The following is a 16,383-nucleotide window of genomic DNA, read 5'->3' as shown; positions in this document are numbered from 1 at the left end:
AGCCGGAGGATGGCGGCTGACAACATATTGTAAGCGCGGGGCCCGACCAGTTCTCTTTGCCGTATCCCCGGACCTGATCCGGGGTCCACTCGCGGTTGCTGCGGTGTGACGGGTCCGAGAGTAGGCCCCGGATCAAGTCCGGGGACACGGAGAGATTGTCTCGAGCGAAAACCTGAGCGGCATGCCTCCAACGCAAAAAGCCTCCCCGGTGTGGGGAGGCTTTTCGAATGTTTGGGACCTGACGCCCGGACCTGACGCCCGGCCTCGGCCGACAGCCTTACTGGCAGGCGATGCACTCGTCGTAGTCGTTGGTTTCTGCCGGGTTGATGGCAACTGCCTGGCCATCGGCGGCGGCAGCGGCCAGCGGTAGATCGTCGAGCTGGCGAAGCGGCAGCTGGGCGACTTCGACATTGGCTGCGACGAGCGGTGCTTCTTCTTTCTTTTCAGCCCGCTGGATCGACAGGGACCGGCAGTAGTAGAGCGACTTCACGCCGCGCTTCCAGGCCAGCATGTGAATCTGGTGCAGGTCGCGCTTGTGCACGTCTGCGGGCAGGAACACGTTGACGGACTGGGACTGGTCGATGTGCTCTGACCGGTCCCCGGCATGTTCCACGACCCAGCGCTGATCCAGTTCGAAGGCGGTCTTGAACACGTCCTTCTCGTCCTGGCTCAGGAAGGTGAGGTGCTGGACAGAGCCGCCATTGATGGTGATGGAGGACCAGGTGTCTGCGTCGTCCATGCCTTTTTCTGCGAGCAGCATTTTCAGGTACTTGTTCCGTACACTGAAGGAGCCTGACAGGGTCTTGTGGGTGTAGGCGTTGGCCGCAAAGGGCTCGATGCCGGCGGACGTACCCCCGCAGATGATGGAGATGGACGCGGTTGGTGCGACGGCTGTCTTGTTGGAGAAGCGCTCCATGATGCCGTAATCAGCAGCATCCGGGCACGGCCCGCGCTCTTTGGCCAGCTTCTGCGAGGCGGCTGTTGCGTGCTCGTCAATGTGCTGGAAAATCCGCTTGTTCCAGACCTTCGCCATCACGCTTTCAAACGGGATCATCTTGGACTGGAAGTAGGAGTGCAGACCCATGACGCCCAGACCAACGGAGCGTTCACGCTCTGCGGCATAGCGGGCGCGGGACATGGCGTCCGGTGCGCGGTCGATGAAGTCCTGCAGGACGTTATCGAGGAAGCGCATGATGTCTTCGATGAAGAGCTCTTCGCCGGACCATTCGTCATAGAGTTCCGCGTTGACGGAGGAGAGGCAGCACACAGCGGTGCGCTCTTCACCCAGATGGTCCATGCCCGTGGGGAGTGTGATCTCGGAGCACAGGTTGGACATCTTCACGTTGAGGCCGGCGAGCTTGTGGTGCTCGGGCACGGCCTTGTTCACGTGGTCGCCGAACAGCATGTAGGGCTCGCCCGTTTCGATGCGGGCCATGAGCAGGCGGATCCACAGATCGCGGGCACCGACGGAGCGCATGACGGCGCCGTCTTTCGGGCTCACGAGCGCCCACTCTTCGTCGTTCTCTACAGCGCGCATGAACGCGTCTGAGATCACAACGCCGTGGTGCAGGTTGGGTGCCTTGCGGTTGGGGTCACCACCGGTGGGGCGGCGCAGCTCGATGAACTCTTCGATTTCCGGGTGGTTGATGTCGAGATAGACAGCAGCCGAGCCACGACGCAGCGAGCCCTGAGAGATCGCGAGTGTCAGCGAATCCATCACGCGGATGAAGGGAATGATGCCCGATGTCTTGCCAACGCCGCCGACCGTCTCACCGATGGAGCGCAAATTGCCCCAGTAGGAGCCGATGCCGCCGCCCTTGGAGGCGAGCCACACATTCTCGTTCCACAGACCGACAATGCCGTCGAGGCTGTCATTTGCTTCGTTCAGGAAGCAGGAAATGGGTAGGCCGCGCTCGGTGCCACCATTGGAGAGCACGGGCGTGGACGGCATGAACCATAATTTGGAGATGTAGTCATAGATGCGCTGGGCGTGGGCATCGTCGTCGCCGTAATAAGACGCGACGCGCGCGAACAGGTCCTGGAAGCTCTCGCCCGGCATCAAGTACCGGTCCACGAGGGTTTCACGGCCAAAATCGGTCAGCAGGGCGTCGCGGGTGCGATCTACCTCTACCCGGCCGCGCTTCTCAAACTGAACTGCCTGCGTCTGAAACATGACTTCTTCTGCTCCCCCTCGATGGTACCCGGTCAAGGCCCGCATGCCTTGTAAAAAACCGTGTGCCTAAATTGGCAAACTATCCCGTGCACCTGATCCAGCCGGAGCCCCCTGGGGCTTCTCACATCGGCTGGACACCGCGCACACCTCTCCCGCACCGAGAAATACACCTCGGAAAACACGCCTAAACGTCTATGAAACGACCGTTCTGGCCGGACTGGCAGGCCCGGAAGAGAATTTCACTCCCCCGTGGTGCTTTGGACTCCCCTCTTGAAGTCCGCCGAACCGGCTGCCAACACGAGATATAGTATCTGCAGGTGTTTTACCGTCAAGTGATTGTGTCAGTCTGTTAACGAAAAAAGGGCGAACAAACCCCATTGACAGGTTTGCAAATCAGCGCTCCGCCGCTTGGTTAATGGGATTGGGCGCAAAAACTTTTTTCCACTGCAAATCGAATTGGTTAACGCTGGCCGGTCAGACCACCATATTTAGGGCGCCAAACACAACATATAGTGGCTCGGGACCGGCAAATCCCTCCACCTATGGGTGCAATACGTTAACATCGGCAAGAGCAAATCACCTGTCACGCCCGACTTATCCACAAGTCTATCCCCGTTAAGAGGGGTGGGTTGGTGCGCTGGGTGCCCCTATATGGGGGGTGTGCGCACTATGCCGTGGAAGCGGCGCATTTCCGTGCCAAACTGGCGCTTGATCATCCAGCCTTAAGCCTTCTGGGGAGCCTGCCGCAGCCGATGCCTGATATGTCTTCCACAACCCCACGCCGGGATAATTATCCAGAGATTGCGCCCTACCGCACCGGTCGCCTCAAGGTCTCGGACATCCACGAGATCTATTATGAGGAATCCGGCAATCCGGACGGCAAGCCGGCGCTGGTGCTGCATGGCGGCCCGGGGGGAGGCTCCAACCCGACCATGCGCCGCAGCCATGATCCCGATACCTACCGCATCATCCTGTTTGACCAGCGCGGCTGTGGGAAATCGACGCCCTATGCGGATCTGCGCGAGAACACGACCTGGGACCTGGTGGCGGACATTGAAAAGCTGCGCGAGGAACTGGGCATTGATAAATGGCAGGTCACGGGTGGCTCATGGGGCTCTGCCCTGGCGCTGGCCTACGCGGAAACCCACCCGGAGCGGGTGACCGAAATGGTGCTGCGCGGCATCTTCACCCTGCGCAAGGTGGAACTGGACTGGTTTTATGCGGGCCGCCTCGGCGAAAACGGCACGGCGGCGCTTTATCCAGAAGCGTTTGAAAAATATGTGGCGCCGATTCCCGACGCCGAGCGCGGCGACATGATTGCCGCCTACTACAAACGGCTGACCAGCGATGACGCTGAGGTTCGTCTTGAGGCGGCGCGCGCCTGGAGCACATGGGAAGGCTCAACCCTCTCCCTGCTGCCTGACCCGGACCGCGAAGCGCGCTTTGGCGCAGATGATTTTGCCGAGGCCTTTGCCCGCATCGAATGTCATTACTTTATCAATGACGGCTTTTTTGAAGCGGACGGCCAGCTCATTGCCAATGCGCACAAGCTCAGGGGCATTCCCTGCGTCATGGTTCAGGGTCGTTACGACGTGGTAACCCCGGTCATGACAGCATGGGCACTGAAACAGGCACGGCCGGAGGCAGAATTGAAGATCGTGCCCGACGCCGGCCACACAGCAACAGAGCCGGGCATCATTCACGAGTTCATCACGGCCACAGACAAGTTCAGGTAGCCCACATATCTAGAAGTTTGCCCGCCCTTTGCGCGGCACCTTTGACCAAGCGAGAGCAGTATCATGCGTCAGTTCTTCATAACCATCGCCGGTGTTTTGACCGCCTTGTTGATTGCGGTGTTCATTATCCCCGTCGTTCTGGTGGCCATGGTGGCGTCATCGGTGACGCCGGAGCAGGAACCCTTGCCCGAGCGCAAGGTGGTGCTGATTGATCTGGCGGACCCGGTCTATCAGCAGCCGGTGCAGAACTTCTTTGCCTTCGCTGACGGATATGACGTCCTGACGCTGGCCAGCCTGCATGACGGGCTGAGGCAGGCGGCTGAGGACGACACCGTGGAAGCGCTCTACATTCGCGGCGGCATGGGGTTTGTGGGCTCGACCACCGCCAATGAAATTCTGGAAGCGATGGCGCCGTTCAAGGCGTCAGGCAAACCGGTTTATGGCTACACCCAGGACATCGCTCCTGAAGCGCTGGGCGACTATCAGGTGCTGGCGCAGGCGGACACGATCTGGATGCAGCCGACCGGCAGCTTCATGCCTGCAGGCCTGAGTGCGCGGCTGACCTATGCCCGCGACGCGCTGGACCAGATTGGCGTCACCGCCGAGAAAGTGGCGTTCAGCGAATACAAGGGTGCAATGGACACCTTTACGGATACGCAGATGAGCGCGCCCCAGCGCGAAGCCAACCAGCGGCTGGTGGATGTGATCTATGCCAGCATCGCTGACAGCATTACGGCGGGCCGCGACATGAGCGCCGCTGACCTTGATGCAGCACTCGCTGTTGCGCCCTTTGGGGCGGTGGCAGCGGTTGAAGCAAAGCTCATCGACAAGCTGGCCTATGAACGCGAAGTGGCTGACCTGGTGCTGGCTGCAGCTGGCGATGACGCCGACTTTGTGTCGCTGGCAAGCTATGCGGCTGCAGAGGCTACTTCCCGTGAAGGCGACGTGATTGCGGTTGTGTATGGCGAGGGCGCCATCGTGTCCGGTGAATCTCCGCCCATGGGTCCCTTTGGTGGCGAACCGATGATCGGCTCGGACACCATGGCCAACGCCATTCTGGATGCTGCGGACGACGAAGAGGTGAAAGCCATTGTGGTGCGCATTGATTCACCGGGTGGATCAGCCTCAGCCTCCGACCAGGTGTGGGACGCGATCCGCGCCGTGCAGGCCCGCGACATTCCCGTCATCGCCTCCATGGGATCGGTGGCAGCATCCGGCGGCTACTACATTCCCGCCGGGGCAGACGTCATCGTGGCGCACCCGACAACAGTGACAGGGTCCATCGGCGTGATCGGTGCGAAATTCTCCGTAGGCGGATTGTTTGAGAAGATCGGCGTCAATGTGGATGCGGTCTCGACAAACGACAATGCGGACATCTGGGCCATGGATACGCGCTTCAGCGATCCCCAGCGGGCGCGATTTACCGCATGGCTTTCAACGGCGTATGAAGACTTCAAGGACCGTGTGGCTGGCGGACGCAATCTGTCTGCTGCTGAAACCGAAGAGATTGCCCGTGGCCGTGTCTGGGCCGGCGTGGACGCCATGGACAAGGGCCTGGTGGACAAGCTGGGCGGGTTCAGCACGACGATTGAAGCGGCCCGCGAAGTGGTGGGTCTTGAGGAAGGCGCACCGGTTCAGCTGCGCACCTTCCCTAAACCGCGCACCTTCCAGGAAGAACTGTTCGGCTTTGCGCTCAACGCAGAAGCCGTGGCCAGAACGCTGGTGACCATGTCAACGATTGCAGACCATCCCGAAGTCAGCGCGCTGGTGAAGGAACTCGCCGCAGACGGTCGTGGTCTGGAGGCCCGGGCCCGTGTGCCGGAGATGCGGTAGACATTGACCTTCAGATATCTGCTAGCGGCTCTCGCGATCATACTCTTCAGCTCTTGCTCCGATGGAAATCGGAGTGAGAGGCTAGTGAAGATCTACTACATACCCTTTGGGCTGGCGACCATGTTTCCGGTGACCGTGGACTCCATTTCCGATCCAATGCGCATTGGTTTGGTGCATAAGGATGATTGGAGGCTCACAAGAGCCTTAAATATGATTGATGCTTCTGGGGCTGGAAGTTTCGATGGGATGGCTGTCAGGGCAAAGTTTGAGTTCCCCGACGGGCGCAGCATCTTCATTGACAACAGAGGCGGTGTTCTGTTGCCGACATCTGCAGAAAAGCACTTGAACAGCCAGCGCCTCACGGTGATGGGTCGCTTCATAATGCAAATGACCCAAAACAGAACCTAGAAAACTCTGCTTGGGATTGGCCCCAGCAAGCCAATTCAGGCCAGCGCCTCCCTTAAATACCCGCATCCCCGGACTTGATCCGGGGTCCACTCGCGGTCGCTGTGCAGTTGATTGTTTGCGAGTAGGCCCCGGATCACGTCCGGGGCTACGGAAAGTTTTTTCAGGAATCTATCCCCGGTCTTCTTGGCGGCCTCATACTGGGTGCGCCTCGTGCTTGAGGGCATCCCGGACCGTCCGGGCTTGGGCATGGGGGCGGATGGCCTTGTGGGCTGCTTGCGGGTAACGAACGCAGGTGACCATGAGGCGGCAAAGGCTCGGCCCGGCGCGTAAAGTAAGATCGCCCCGGTGGACGTGCATGCGGACGCGACACATGGCCAGACCGGTGTCGGAATGCATGTGTGACCGGTAGCAGGGCTGCGGTGGAACACTGCGAGGTAACGCCTCGCGCCATTGCTTGTGCCCCAGCCGAAGACCATCCGTAACGGGAGCGCTGCTTACGAGCGGCACTCGATACAGTTCTTGATCACAACGGCCGGGCTGCCACGGCAGCGCTCCCGTTCTCCCTCATGCTTTCGCGGATTTGTGTCCGGCGGAGCTTTTGGTGCTGGCCAAAGGCAGGAGTGCGAGTCACCATCGGTTCTGAAAAATGAACAAACCAAATCCAATCGGAGGAACAACGATGCGTAATTCAAATCGGCAGTGGGTGTTGCGGCAGCGGCCTGAAGGCGACATTTCGGATGGCGATCTGGAACTGGTGGATGCGCCAAAGCCCGAAGCGGGTGACGGCGAAATTCTGATCCGTACGATTTATCTGTCGCTGGATCCCACCAACCGCATCTGGATGAGCGACATGGACCAGTACATGCCGCCGGTGGAGATCGGCGATGTGATGCGCGGTGGCACCCTGGGCGTCGTGGAGCAGTCCAACCTGGATGGGTTTGACGTGGGCGACATCGTGGTGCCGGGCCTTGGCGGCTGGCAGGACTACACGGTGTCGGACGGCACGGGCGTGTCCAAGATACCGGCCGGGCTTGGCATTCCGCTGGACGCGTTCATGAGTGTGCTCGGCGCGACGGGGATGACGGCCTATTTCGGGCTGCTGGAAATCGGCCAGCCCAAGGCGGGTGAAACGGTCGTGGTGTCTGCGGCGGCGGGCGCTGTTGGCTCGACGGTGGGGCAGATTGCCAAGATCAAGGGCTGCCGTGTTGTGGGCATCGCCGGGTCGGATGAAAAATGCAAGTGGGTTGTGGATGATCTGGGGTTTGATGCCTGCATCAACTACAAAAAGGAAAACGTGCTCGAGGCTCTCAGGCGCGAGTGCCCCAACGGCATTGACGTCAACTTTGAAAATGTCGGGGGCGAAATCCTCGATGCCGTCCTTACCCTGATCAATGACAATGCACGCATTCCGCTGTGTGGTCTCATCTCTACCTACAACGCAGAAGGAGATGTGCCGGGGCCTTACATGTTCCGCAACATCCTGATGAAGCGGGCCCGGGTGGAAGGGTTCATCATCATTGATTTTCTCGAGCGCTTTGCTGAAGGCCAGGCTGAAATGGGCCAGTGGCTGGCGGAGGGCAAACTCAAATACCGCACGGACATCGTGGACGGGCTGGAGACTGCGCCCAAGGCGCTTGATCGGCTGTTTACCGGGGAAAATATCGGCAAATTGCTGGTGCGGGTGTCGGACGAACCGGCCGCCTGATCAGCCGGCCCCGGCTCACACCCCGGTCCATGCTCCGACTTTGCCCGGTTAACGTGGTTTTTACTGGGAGGGATGCACGCTGCAGTTGAACAATTGCAACTCCATTGCGGCGGGCGCCCCTCCCATGACCACTCCACTTGGTTTCGAAGACGTTGTGAAGCTTGAGCGCGATAACTCGCCGCTCAATCGCGAATCCGCGGTTACCAAGATCGGCCAGCTCATGGCAGAGGGAAAACTGCAAGGCGTTGAAGCCACCATTGCCGAAGACGTAGTGGTTCGCATGGCGGAAGACGCGGACATGCTGGTGCGCTCTGCCCTGGCCCGCCAGATTGCGCTCTATCCGCTGTTGCCCACGGGCATGGCCGAGCAGATGGCGCGCGACGTCGCAGACGTCAGCGTGCCGGTTCTCCAGCACTGGCCGGATCTCTCCGACGAGCTTCTGATTTCCGTGATCTCGGAAGAAGTGGAAGCCAAACAGGTGGCGATTGCCCAACGTCCGACCGTGTCCGAGCAGGTGTCCGGCGCGTTGATTGATACGGGCAACTCGAATGTTGTGAGCGTGCTGCTTGAAAATGAAGGCGCGCGCATCACCGCTGACGCCCTGCAGCGGGCGCTGACGGACCATCAGGACCATGACCATATTCCGGTGCTTGTTGCCAAACGCCCGGACCTGACAGCTGAAACCTGCCTGCACTGCGTGTCGCTTGTGGTTGCCGATCAGCTTGAATCAGATGTGGCCAACGAGATGCGGCGTTTCCTGGTGCAGCAGGAAGAGCTGCCCGCGGAAATGGCGTCTGAGCTTGTGGCCCATGCGCGTGAGCAGGCGGTTGCTGAAATGACCGCCGGTGAAATCGACGATGAGAAGGTCGAAGAATTTGTGGGCGTGCTGCACCGTAGCGGGCGGCTGACGCCGACCATGCTTCTGCGCTCCTTGTGCTCTGGCGATCTTCGGTTTGTGGAAATGGCCTTTGCCCGACTGGCGAAGACGACGCAGGATCATGTCCGCGCGGCCATGGAGCCGGGCAGTGGCGAAGTTTTCAAATCCATTTATGACAGCACGCGCCTGCCCAAGAGCCTGCGGCCTGCCTTCGGTGCTGCCTTGGCGGCGGCGGCCCAGGAACGCATGCGGGCCGGTGACGGACAGATGGAACCGCAGCGCTATGTGCCGACGGTCATCTCCAGCATTGTCGGGGCCTATGGCACGGTGGCGCCGGCGGAGCTGGAGCATGTGATGGCGGAACTCTCCCGCGAGCTCAAACGCGAAAAAGAAGAAGCGCTGGATTCACGCGCTAAGATGCGCGTCTAGTCATCCACCCACAGGCGCAACAGGTTTGTGCGGACCTTGGCCACCCGGTCGAGGATCGGACGATCGTCCGGGCGATCCCTTAAATCCTGCATCACGCAATCAAGGTCATAGAGCATCTCGCGGGCACCGGGATCACGCACATAGGAGCGTACCCAGCCGACCACCGCCAGCCGCTCCCCCTTGGTGACCTCCGCTACATGATGCAGCGCGCCCGTTGAATACAGAACCATATGGCCCTTTGGCGGTTTGATGATGCGCTCACCATCGCCCTGCTCAATCACCAGCTCACCGCCTTCATAGGTGTCCGGCTCAGCCAGGAACAATGTGAAGGACATGTCGGACCGGGCATTGTTGAGGAGCGCATTGTCCACATGGGTACCGTAGGTCATGCCGGGCTTGTAGCGGCTGACCAGAAAACCGGCGAGACGCTTGGGCCATGCCAGGGCCTTGAACTTGTCGGACCGGGCAAGCGCCTGTCCGACAATCTTGGCGACCTCCTGAACGACCGGCCCGTCGGACTCCTCGTTGTGTTTGACGGATTCAGCCTGCCAGCCAGCGCCGGCGGCTCCCTCGTGGAAGCCGCCATGCTTGACCGTGGTTATGACCTTGGCGAGCTCTTCGCGCGTCAGAATGTCGTCGAATTCATAGATCATCGAAAGTTATCCCCGCACTCTTCCGCGCCGTTAGACTCTGCCGTTAGTAGTTGACGCGGTCGGTGATGGCACCGTCCACGATCATGTTGATGCCGGTGGTGAAAGAGGATTTGGGACTGGCGAGGAACGCTGTTGCATTTGCAATGTCCTGCGGCGTTGCCATCCGGCCCATGGGATTGCGGGCCATGGTGGCTTTGAACATGTCGGGCATGTTTTCCTCGACCATGTGCCAGACACCGCCTTCGAAATACACGGTGCCTGGCGACACGACGTTGGCGCGCACGTGTTCGCCGGCCAGTTCCTTGGCCAGACCTTTGACAAGGTGGACCATGGCTCCCTTCACGGCACCATAGGCGGAGGCGTCGGTGGCTGACACAGACGAGACAGACCCAATGGCGATGATGGCGGCGTCGCCATTTGCAGCAGCGGACTTTTTCAACTCGGGCAGCGCTGCCTCGACGGAGCGCACGGCGCCCATGATGTCGATGTCAAAACCGCTCTTCCACGCCGCTTCGGTATTGCCGATCGCCAGGGCGGAGGCATTGGAAACCAGCACATCAATGCCGCCGAGCTCTTTGGCGGCGTCGCCGATGAAGCCCTTGAGGCTGTCGGCGTCGGAGATGTCTGCGGCGGCACCCCAGACCTTGGTGCCATGGGCGGCTGCCATCTCTTTTACAGCGTCCGCGATCTGGTCTGCGTTGCGGGCGCAGATGGCCACGTCGCAGCCTTCTGCGGCCAGGGTTTCGGCGATGGCCCGTCCAATACCGCGTGTGCCGCCGGTGACGATGGCCTTCTTGCCTTTGAGACCCAGATCCATGGTGAAGCTCCCTGCTGTTCTTTTGATGAGTTGGTTTCTGTTCGGTAAGCATCCTAGAATGGCCAGTGAAAACAACAAGCGCAGAAACACACAAGCCCTGATACACGGCGGAGACACTCCCATGGACATTTCCCTTAGCCCGGCCGACGAAACCTTTCGCCAGGAGGTGCGTGCCTTTCTGGATGCGGAACTCAGCGACGAGCTGCGGGAGGCGGGCCGTCTGACCAGTGGCATCTTCACCGACAAGAAATGGAACATGCTGTGGCACAAGAAGCTCTATGCCAAAGGCTGGGTGGCCCCGAGCTGGCCCAAGGAATATGGCGGCACAGGCTGGACCGTGACGCAGCGGCATATCTTTTCGTCTGAATGCGCGCGCGCCGGAGCCCCCACCCTGTCGCCACTGGGCCTGCAGATGTGCGGGCCGATGCTGATCGGCCATGGCACACAGGAGCAAAAGGATTTTTACCTGCCGCGCATGCTGTCCGGCGAAGATTACTGGTGTCAGGGATATTCCGAACCCGGATCAGGCTCCGATCTCGCGTCGCTCAAATGCAAGGCTGAGAGCGACGGCGACGATTATGTGATCAACGGCACGAAAATCTGGACGACCCATGCCCATGAGGCCAACCGGATGTTCTGCCTTGTACGGACCGACAGCTCGGGCAAGCCACAGACGGGCATTACCTTTTTGCTGATTGATATGGATACGCCGGGTATCTCGGTTGAACCCATCATCACGCTGGCGGGCGACCACGAGTTCAACCAGGTGTTCTTCGACAATGTGCGCGTGCCCAAGGCCAATCGCGTTGGCGCTGAAAATGATGGCTGGACGGTTGCCAAGTATCTTCTGGAGTTCGAGCGCGGCGGCTCTTATGCGCCGCGCCTGCGGGTGGGCGTGGAGCGGCTCAAGTCGCTTGCGGCCAATCAGTCCAATGGCAATGGCGGCAGTGTTGCCGAGGATGATGCCTTTGTGGGCAAGCTGACCGCCTTTGAGGTGGCCCTGGACGCACAGGAAATGACCGAGAACCGCATCATGGCGGCGATGTCGAATGGCCAGAACCCGGGACCGGCCTCCTCCATGCTCAAGGTGTCGGGCACTGAGCTGCGTCAGGAGCTTGATCTGCTGGCGGTTGAGGCGATTGGCAATCTCGCCCTGCCGGACCAGATGCAGGCGCGTCAGCCGGGATCAAATGTCGAACCGGTGGGCAGTGCGGATGTGATGACCAAGATCCCGGCCATGCTCAACAATCGCGCCGGCACGATCTATGGCGGGTCGAGCGAAGTTCAGCGCGGCATCGTGGCGAAGATGGTTCTGGGGCTTTAAGGCCGCAGCCGCGCCAGCACGCCGGGCAACCGGAAAACGATCCACGCGGCAGTGACGACATTCCCGAGGATGACGACGCTGAGACCCCACAGGACACCGGTTGTCCTGCTGGGTTCCAGAACGATGATCAATCCTGCTGCGAGGACAAAGCCGAGATAGAGATCCGCAAGGGTCACGACGCCCCAGGGTTCGGCGAGCATGATCTCCAGCAAGGGAACTACCGACCTGCCGTCCGCAAAGCCCCAAATGATGGAGCCTGCGAAGGCGAGGCCGAGAATGGCTGAAAGGATGCGGAACCCTGTCATCTAGTCCTGTGCTTTCTTGTAGGCGCGCTGCTGACCACCGCCCATGGCATAGGGATGAGAGCCGGACAAGCCGCCATCCACCGGAAATGCCTGGCCGTTGACGTAGGACGCTTCATCACTGGCAAGGAACAGGGCCATGTTTGAAATCTCTTCGGGGCGGCCGGCGCGTTTGAGCGGGTTGATCTGACCGATACGGTCTTCAGAGCCTTTGCCGCGCGCCATATCAAAAATTGGTTTGGTCATGCCGGTCTCAATGAGGCCGGGGCAGATGGCATTGATACGCACGCCCGTGCCCGCCAGATCATAGGCCACGGTCTGCACCAGCGAGATGACGCCCGCCTTGGACGCTGAATACGGATTGCCGCCGGCGTTGGCGCGTATCCCCGCTACTGATGCGGTACATATAATGGAGCCAGCGTGCTGGTCGATCATGTAGGGGCTGGCGTGTTTCACATAAAGGAACGGGCCGATGAGATTGATCCGCAGAATGTCTTCCCAATAGTCGGGGGTCTGTTCGTGCAGGGGCACATAGCCGCCGGAGATGCCGGCATTGGCGAACACGATGTCGATGCCGCCATTGGCATCCACAAAGCCGCGCACGGACTGGGACACATAGTCTTCGCTGGAGACATCGCCGACTTCCGCTGTCATGCGGTCCTGGCCTTTGACGGTCTCAGCGACGGCATCCGCGTTGAGATCAACGGCGAGAACGGTAGCTCCTTCTTCGGCAAAGCGGCGGGAGGCGGCGCGGCCAATGCCTGACCCTGCTCCGGTGACGATGGCGCGTTTTCCTGTGAGGCGTCCCATGTTTCTTGTTCCTTTTTTTTGATCGAGTGTCGGTGAATTTCTAATGCTTTGGATATTCCACAATCGTCAGCGTATTGCCACCGGGATCCTTGAAATGGGCCAGCGTGCCGCCCCACTCGGCAGTGTGAGGCGCATCGGTAAACTCGACGCCTTTGCCACGCAGTTCCTGGTAGGCGGCATCCATGTCAGCCACCTCAAAGGATACACCGGTGAATCTCTGTGTGAGGTCCGGCTCGTCCCCGACAGGCTCCAACACCAGCATGATGCCGGCATCGAGCACGGCAAATCCGCCATCATCAGCGGCAGCGCGCACGGGGAGACCCAGCAGGTCACGGTAGAACGGCAGGGACGCCGTCACGTCAGGCACGAAAACTCGATAGGCGCTGATCTTGAGGTCACTCATGAAATGTCTCCGGGCGCCTGTGTCGGCGCTTGTTCTGACTCAGGCCTTACGCGCGATGAGCAGAGTTGTTGTCTGGGAGAACACGGTGTCGCCGGTTTGGTTGACAAGCGTATGACGGTTCTTGATGACGCCGCGATCCGGCTTGGACGACGAGGGGCGCTTTTCAATGCACTCGATGGTCAGCGACAGCACATCATCAAGGCAGGCGGGTTTGTGGAAACGGATCTCGTCATACCCAAGCGCCCCGATCACGGCGGTTTCATGGGGCAGCGCCTGGGCAAGCTTGAGCACCACAGCTTGGATATGCGTGCCGCAGGCCGTCAATGTTCCGTAGACAGACTTTTTGCCTGCTTCCTCATCGACATGAAAGGGCTGCGGGTCCCACTTTTGCGCGAACGACACAATTTCGTCGCGGGTCATCTCATAGGTTTCTGCAATGGGCCACTGTTCGCCCAGTTCAAAGTCATCGAAGTATCGGGTTTGCATGGTCACGACGGGTTCTCCTGCACAAACTGTCTAATTTCTCCAGCCAGTTTTTCCGGTGCTTCGATATGAACATCGTGGCCGATGCCCTCAACAGTCACAAACTTCCCTCCGGTTCGCTCCGAAAGTCGGCGTGCAGCTTCGTTCGGGATCGATGCGTCCTCAGACCCGCTGACATGCAGGACCGGCGCTTGTATCTCTTCATAGACGCCATAGAGCAGGCGTACTCCATCGATGGTGTATTGGCGGCGAATATAGGTCAGCAACGCGGCGCGCGTGCCCTTGATGGCATAGGCAGCCGCGAGGCGCTGACGGTGCGCATCGGAGAATGTGTCTCCAAAAATCTCTGTACGGCCCAAGACGATTTCACCGGCTCCTGGAATCATCGGTACGATCTGCACAGGGTCCATGGCCATGCCGGTACCAATGGTTACCACGTGGGATACTCGCTCGGGATAATCAGCAGCCACCCGCGAGACAATGACACCGCCCACGGAATGGCCGACGATGATGACCCGATCAATCTCAAGTGCATCCAGCAGGTCGACAACCTGGCGCGTCCACAGGACATGACCATAGCTCAATCCATGGTTCCGGTCCGACAAACCGTGGCCGTAGTAATCCATGGCGATGACCCGGTGGGTCTCGGCAAGAAGATCCACCAAACCTTCTTGCCAGTCGGCAATCGACCGGCCTGTCCCGTGGATCAGCAGAACCACCGGCCCGCTACCTCGGTCGAGCATATGAATGCGGCCGGACCGGGTTTCGACAAAGCGAGCGTCCGGACCAAGCGGGGCCTCTGCCCGTTCAACAGTTTCACGCGCCGCCATCATGAAGCGCCCACTGACAAAAGCGGCAATCAGGGCGACCGTGAGACAGATCAAAGCAATCCAGAAAATGCGCATGATTGTGTCTGGTCCCATGAAAAAAGGCCCGGCATTGCTGCCGGGCCTTTCAACTGTAGCAAGGTCTGCTCGAAATTACATTTCGAACAGGCCGGCAGCACCCATGCCGCCGCCGATGCACATGGTCACGACGCCGAGCTTGGAGCCGCGGCGCTTGCCTTCGATCATCAGGTGGCCGGTGCAACGGGCGCCGGTCATGCCGAAGGGGTGACCGATGGAGATGGAACCGCCATTGACGTTGTACTTGTCATTGTCGATTTCCAGCTTGTCACGGCTGTAGAGGCACTGGGATGCAAATGCTTCGTTGAGTTCCCAAAGGTCGATGTCGTCCTTCTTGACGCCAGCCTTGTCGAGGAGCTTGGGCACAGCGAAAACGGGGCCAATGCCCATTTCATCCGGCTCGCAGCCAGCAACCTGGAAGCCGCGGAAGGCACCCATGATGTCGAGGCCACGACGTTCAGCTTCCTTGCGCTCCATCATGACGACCATGGAGGCGCCATCGGACAGCTGGGAGGCATTACCGGCTGTGATGTAGTTGCCTTCACCACGAACAGGCGGCAGGCCATTCAGGCCTTCAAGAGTGGTCTGGGGACGGTTGCACTCGTCCTTGTCGACGACGTAGTCAACAATCGACTCTTCCTTGGTTTCGCGATCGACGACTTTCATCTTCGTGTTCATTGGCACGATTTCGTCGTCGAACTTGCCAGCCTGCTGAGCGGCTGCTGTGCGCTGCTGCGACTGGAGAGAATACTCGTCCTGCGCTTCGCGGCTCACATTGTAGCGGTCAGCCACGATGTCAGCAGTTTCGATCATCGGCATCCAAAGAGCGGGGTAGCTCTCCATCAGCTTTTCTTCGGTGATGTTGTTGAGGTTCATTGCGCCGGACATCTGCACCAGCGAAATGGACTCAACGCCACCGGCAGCAACCACGTCCACACCGTCATTGACGATACGGCCAGCGGCCATGGCGATGGTCTGCAGACCGGAAGAGCAGAAACGGTTGACGGTCACGCCAGACGTGGTGACCGGGCAGCCTGCCCAGATGGCAGCAAGACGGCCGACGTTCTGGCCTGTTGCGCCTTCAGGTGTGCCGCAACCCATGATGACGTCGTCGACTTCACCGGGCTCGATCTTGGCGCGCTCGATGGCGTGCTTGAGGGCGTGGCCACCCATGGCTGCGCCGTGGGTCATGTTGAAGCCACCACGGCCGGACTTTGCAAGACCGGTACGGGCAGTGGAAACGATGACTGCTTCTCTCATGCTGTCACTCCTTGTTGGAATTTGTGCCGGCCCCTTGGATATCGGGTCTTGGGCGCCGTTCCGCGCGAAAAGTCTGCGCAGAGCAGCAGGGCCACACTGGAATTGGTTTGGCAGCGGGTACGAAATTGAAACCCGCAAGTCGGCGCGAACCATAAGGGGTTCAGGCCCGTGCCGGAAGGGTTAATTCCGGCATCCCCGGTCACATTCAATAACCCATTGGAATCAGCGCATTAGCAGATTGCCCCTGCGTCATTGCCGCATTTGA

General features: G+C 59.9%; 15 protein-coding genes. 6 read left to right on the top strand and 9 right to left on the bottom strand.

Translation table 11 applies throughout. The annotated features are described in order from the left end of the window. Window positions 1-277: 277 nt before the first annotated feature. Complete coding sequence (locus tag BN1012_RS02070; protein ID WP_043948321.1) at window positions 278-2,173, bottom strand: ribonucleoside-diphosphate reductase subunit alpha; 1,896 nt, start codon at window positions 2,171-2,173, stop codon at window positions 278-280. Window positions 2,174-2,925: 752 nt separating this feature from the next. Here BN1012_RS02070 and pip point away from each other — a divergent pair. The 5 genes from pip to BN1012_RS02040 all read left to right on the top strand — a co-directional run bounded on the left by pip (window position 2,926) and on the right by BN1012_RS02040 (window position 9,161). After that, window positions 2,926-3,909, top strand: a complete 984-nt coding sequence (pip, locus tag BN1012_RS02065) for a prolyl aminopeptidase (protein ID WP_420887294.1) — start codon at window positions 2,926-2,928, stop codon at window positions 3,907-3,909. Between the two features lie 63 nt (window positions 3,910-3,972). Continuing rightward, complete coding sequence (sppA, locus tag BN1012_RS02060) at window positions 3,973-5,742, top strand: signal peptide peptidase SppA (RefSeq protein WP_043948320.1); 1,770 nt, start codon at window positions 3,973-3,975, stop codon at window positions 5,740-5,742. Window positions 5,743-5,826: 84 nt separating this feature from the next. Beyond that, on the top strand, window positions 5,827-6,150 hold the full coding sequence (locus BN1012_RS02055; protein WP_043948319.1) for a hypothetical protein: 324 nt from the start codon (window positions 5,827-5,829) through the stop codon (window positions 6,148-6,150). A gap of 679 nt (window positions 6,151-6,829) precedes the next feature. Continuing rightward, window positions 6,830-7,855: an NADP-dependent oxidoreductase gene (locus tag BN1012_RS02045; RefSeq protein WP_043948316.1), complete on the top strand. Its 1,026-nt coding sequence runs from the start codon at window positions 6,830-6,832 to the stop codon at window positions 7,853-7,855. 124 nt (window positions 7,856-7,979) lie between these two features. After that, window positions 7,980-9,161, top strand: a complete 1,182-nt coding sequence (locus BN1012_RS02040) for a DUF2336 domain-containing protein (protein ID WP_043948315.1) — start codon at window positions 7,980-7,982, stop codon at window positions 9,159-9,161. On the opposite strand, the gene BN1012_RS02035 is transcribed toward BN1012_RS02040, so the two are convergent. Both BN1012_RS02035 and BN1012_RS02030 read right to left on the bottom strand, forming a co-directional pair. Further along, a complete protein-coding gene (locus tag BN1012_RS02035) occupies window positions 9,158-9,814 on the bottom strand; it encodes a Fe2+-dependent dioxygenase (RefSeq protein WP_043948313.1) in 657 nt (218 codons plus the stop codon). The two genes, BN1012_RS02040 and BN1012_RS02035, sit on opposite strands and share 4 nt — an antisense overlap. Before the next feature lie 43 nt (window positions 9,815-9,857). Then, window positions 9,858-10,631 carry an SDR family NAD(P)-dependent oxidoreductase gene (locus BN1012_RS02030; protein ID WP_043948311.1) on the bottom strand — a complete coding sequence of 258 codons (774 nt, stop codon included), beginning with the start codon at window positions 10,629-10,631 and terminating at the stop codon, window positions 9,858-9,860. A gap of 121 nt (window positions 10,632-10,752) precedes the next feature. Here BN1012_RS02030 and BN1012_RS02025 point away from each other — a divergent pair, with 121 nt between their 5' ends. Further along, window positions 10,753-11,955 carry an acyl-CoA dehydrogenase family protein gene (locus BN1012_RS02025; RefSeq protein WP_043950515.1) on the top strand — a complete coding sequence of 401 codons (1,203 nt, stop codon included), beginning with the start codon at window positions 10,753-10,755 and terminating at the stop codon, window positions 11,953-11,955. Here the strand turns inward: BN1012_RS02025 and BN1012_RS02020 are convergent. From BN1012_RS02020 to BN1012_RS01995, 6 genes are read right to left on the bottom strand one after another with little or no spacing between them, the layout of a single operon-like run. Further along, on the bottom strand, window positions 11,952-12,260 hold the full coding sequence (locus tag BN1012_RS02020; RefSeq protein ID WP_043948310.1) for a DUF1475 domain-containing protein: 309 nt from the start codon (window positions 12,258-12,260) through the stop codon (window positions 11,952-11,954). The two genes, BN1012_RS02025 and BN1012_RS02020, sit on opposite strands and share 4 nt — an antisense overlap. After that, complete coding sequence (locus BN1012_RS02015; RefSeq protein WP_043948308.1) at window positions 12,261-13,067, bottom strand: SDR family NAD(P)-dependent oxidoreductase; 807 nt, start codon at window positions 13,065-13,067, stop codon at window positions 12,261-12,263. 40 nt (window positions 13,068-13,107) lie between these two features. Continuing rightward, entirely contained in the window at window positions 13,108-13,470 is a 363-nt protein-coding gene (locus tag BN1012_RS02010) for a VOC family protein (RefSeq protein WP_043948307.1), read from the bottom strand. A 39-nt stretch (window positions 13,471-13,509) separates the two neighbouring features. Beyond that, window positions 13,510-13,956, bottom strand: coding sequence for a MaoC/PaaZ C-terminal domain-containing protein (locus BN1012_RS02005; protein WP_043948306.1), 447 nt, complete (start codon window positions 13,954-13,956; stop codon window positions 13,510-13,512). Between the two features lie 2 nt (window positions 13,957-13,958). Then, window positions 13,959-14,876, bottom strand: coding sequence for an alpha/beta fold hydrolase (locus tag BN1012_RS02000; RefSeq protein ID WP_043948305.1), 918 nt, complete (start codon window positions 14,874-14,876; stop codon window positions 13,959-13,961). A gap of 57 nt (window positions 14,877-14,933) precedes the next feature. Continuing rightward, a complete protein-coding gene (locus BN1012_RS01995; protein ID WP_043948303.1) occupies window positions 14,934-16,118 on the bottom strand; it encodes an acetyl-CoA C-acyltransferase in 1,185 nt (394 codons plus the stop codon). Between the last annotated feature and the right edge of the window lie 265 nt (window positions 16,119-16,383).

It is taken from the genome of Candidatus Phaeomarinobacter ectocarpi, from assembly GCF_000689395.1.
Classification (GTDB): Bacteria; Pseudomonadota; Alphaproteobacteria; order CGMCC-115125; family CGMCC-115125; genus Pyruvatibacter; species Pyruvatibacter ectocarpi.
Note: the sequence above shows the minus strand (reverse complement) of the source record. Positions and strands in the feature narration are given on the sequence as shown.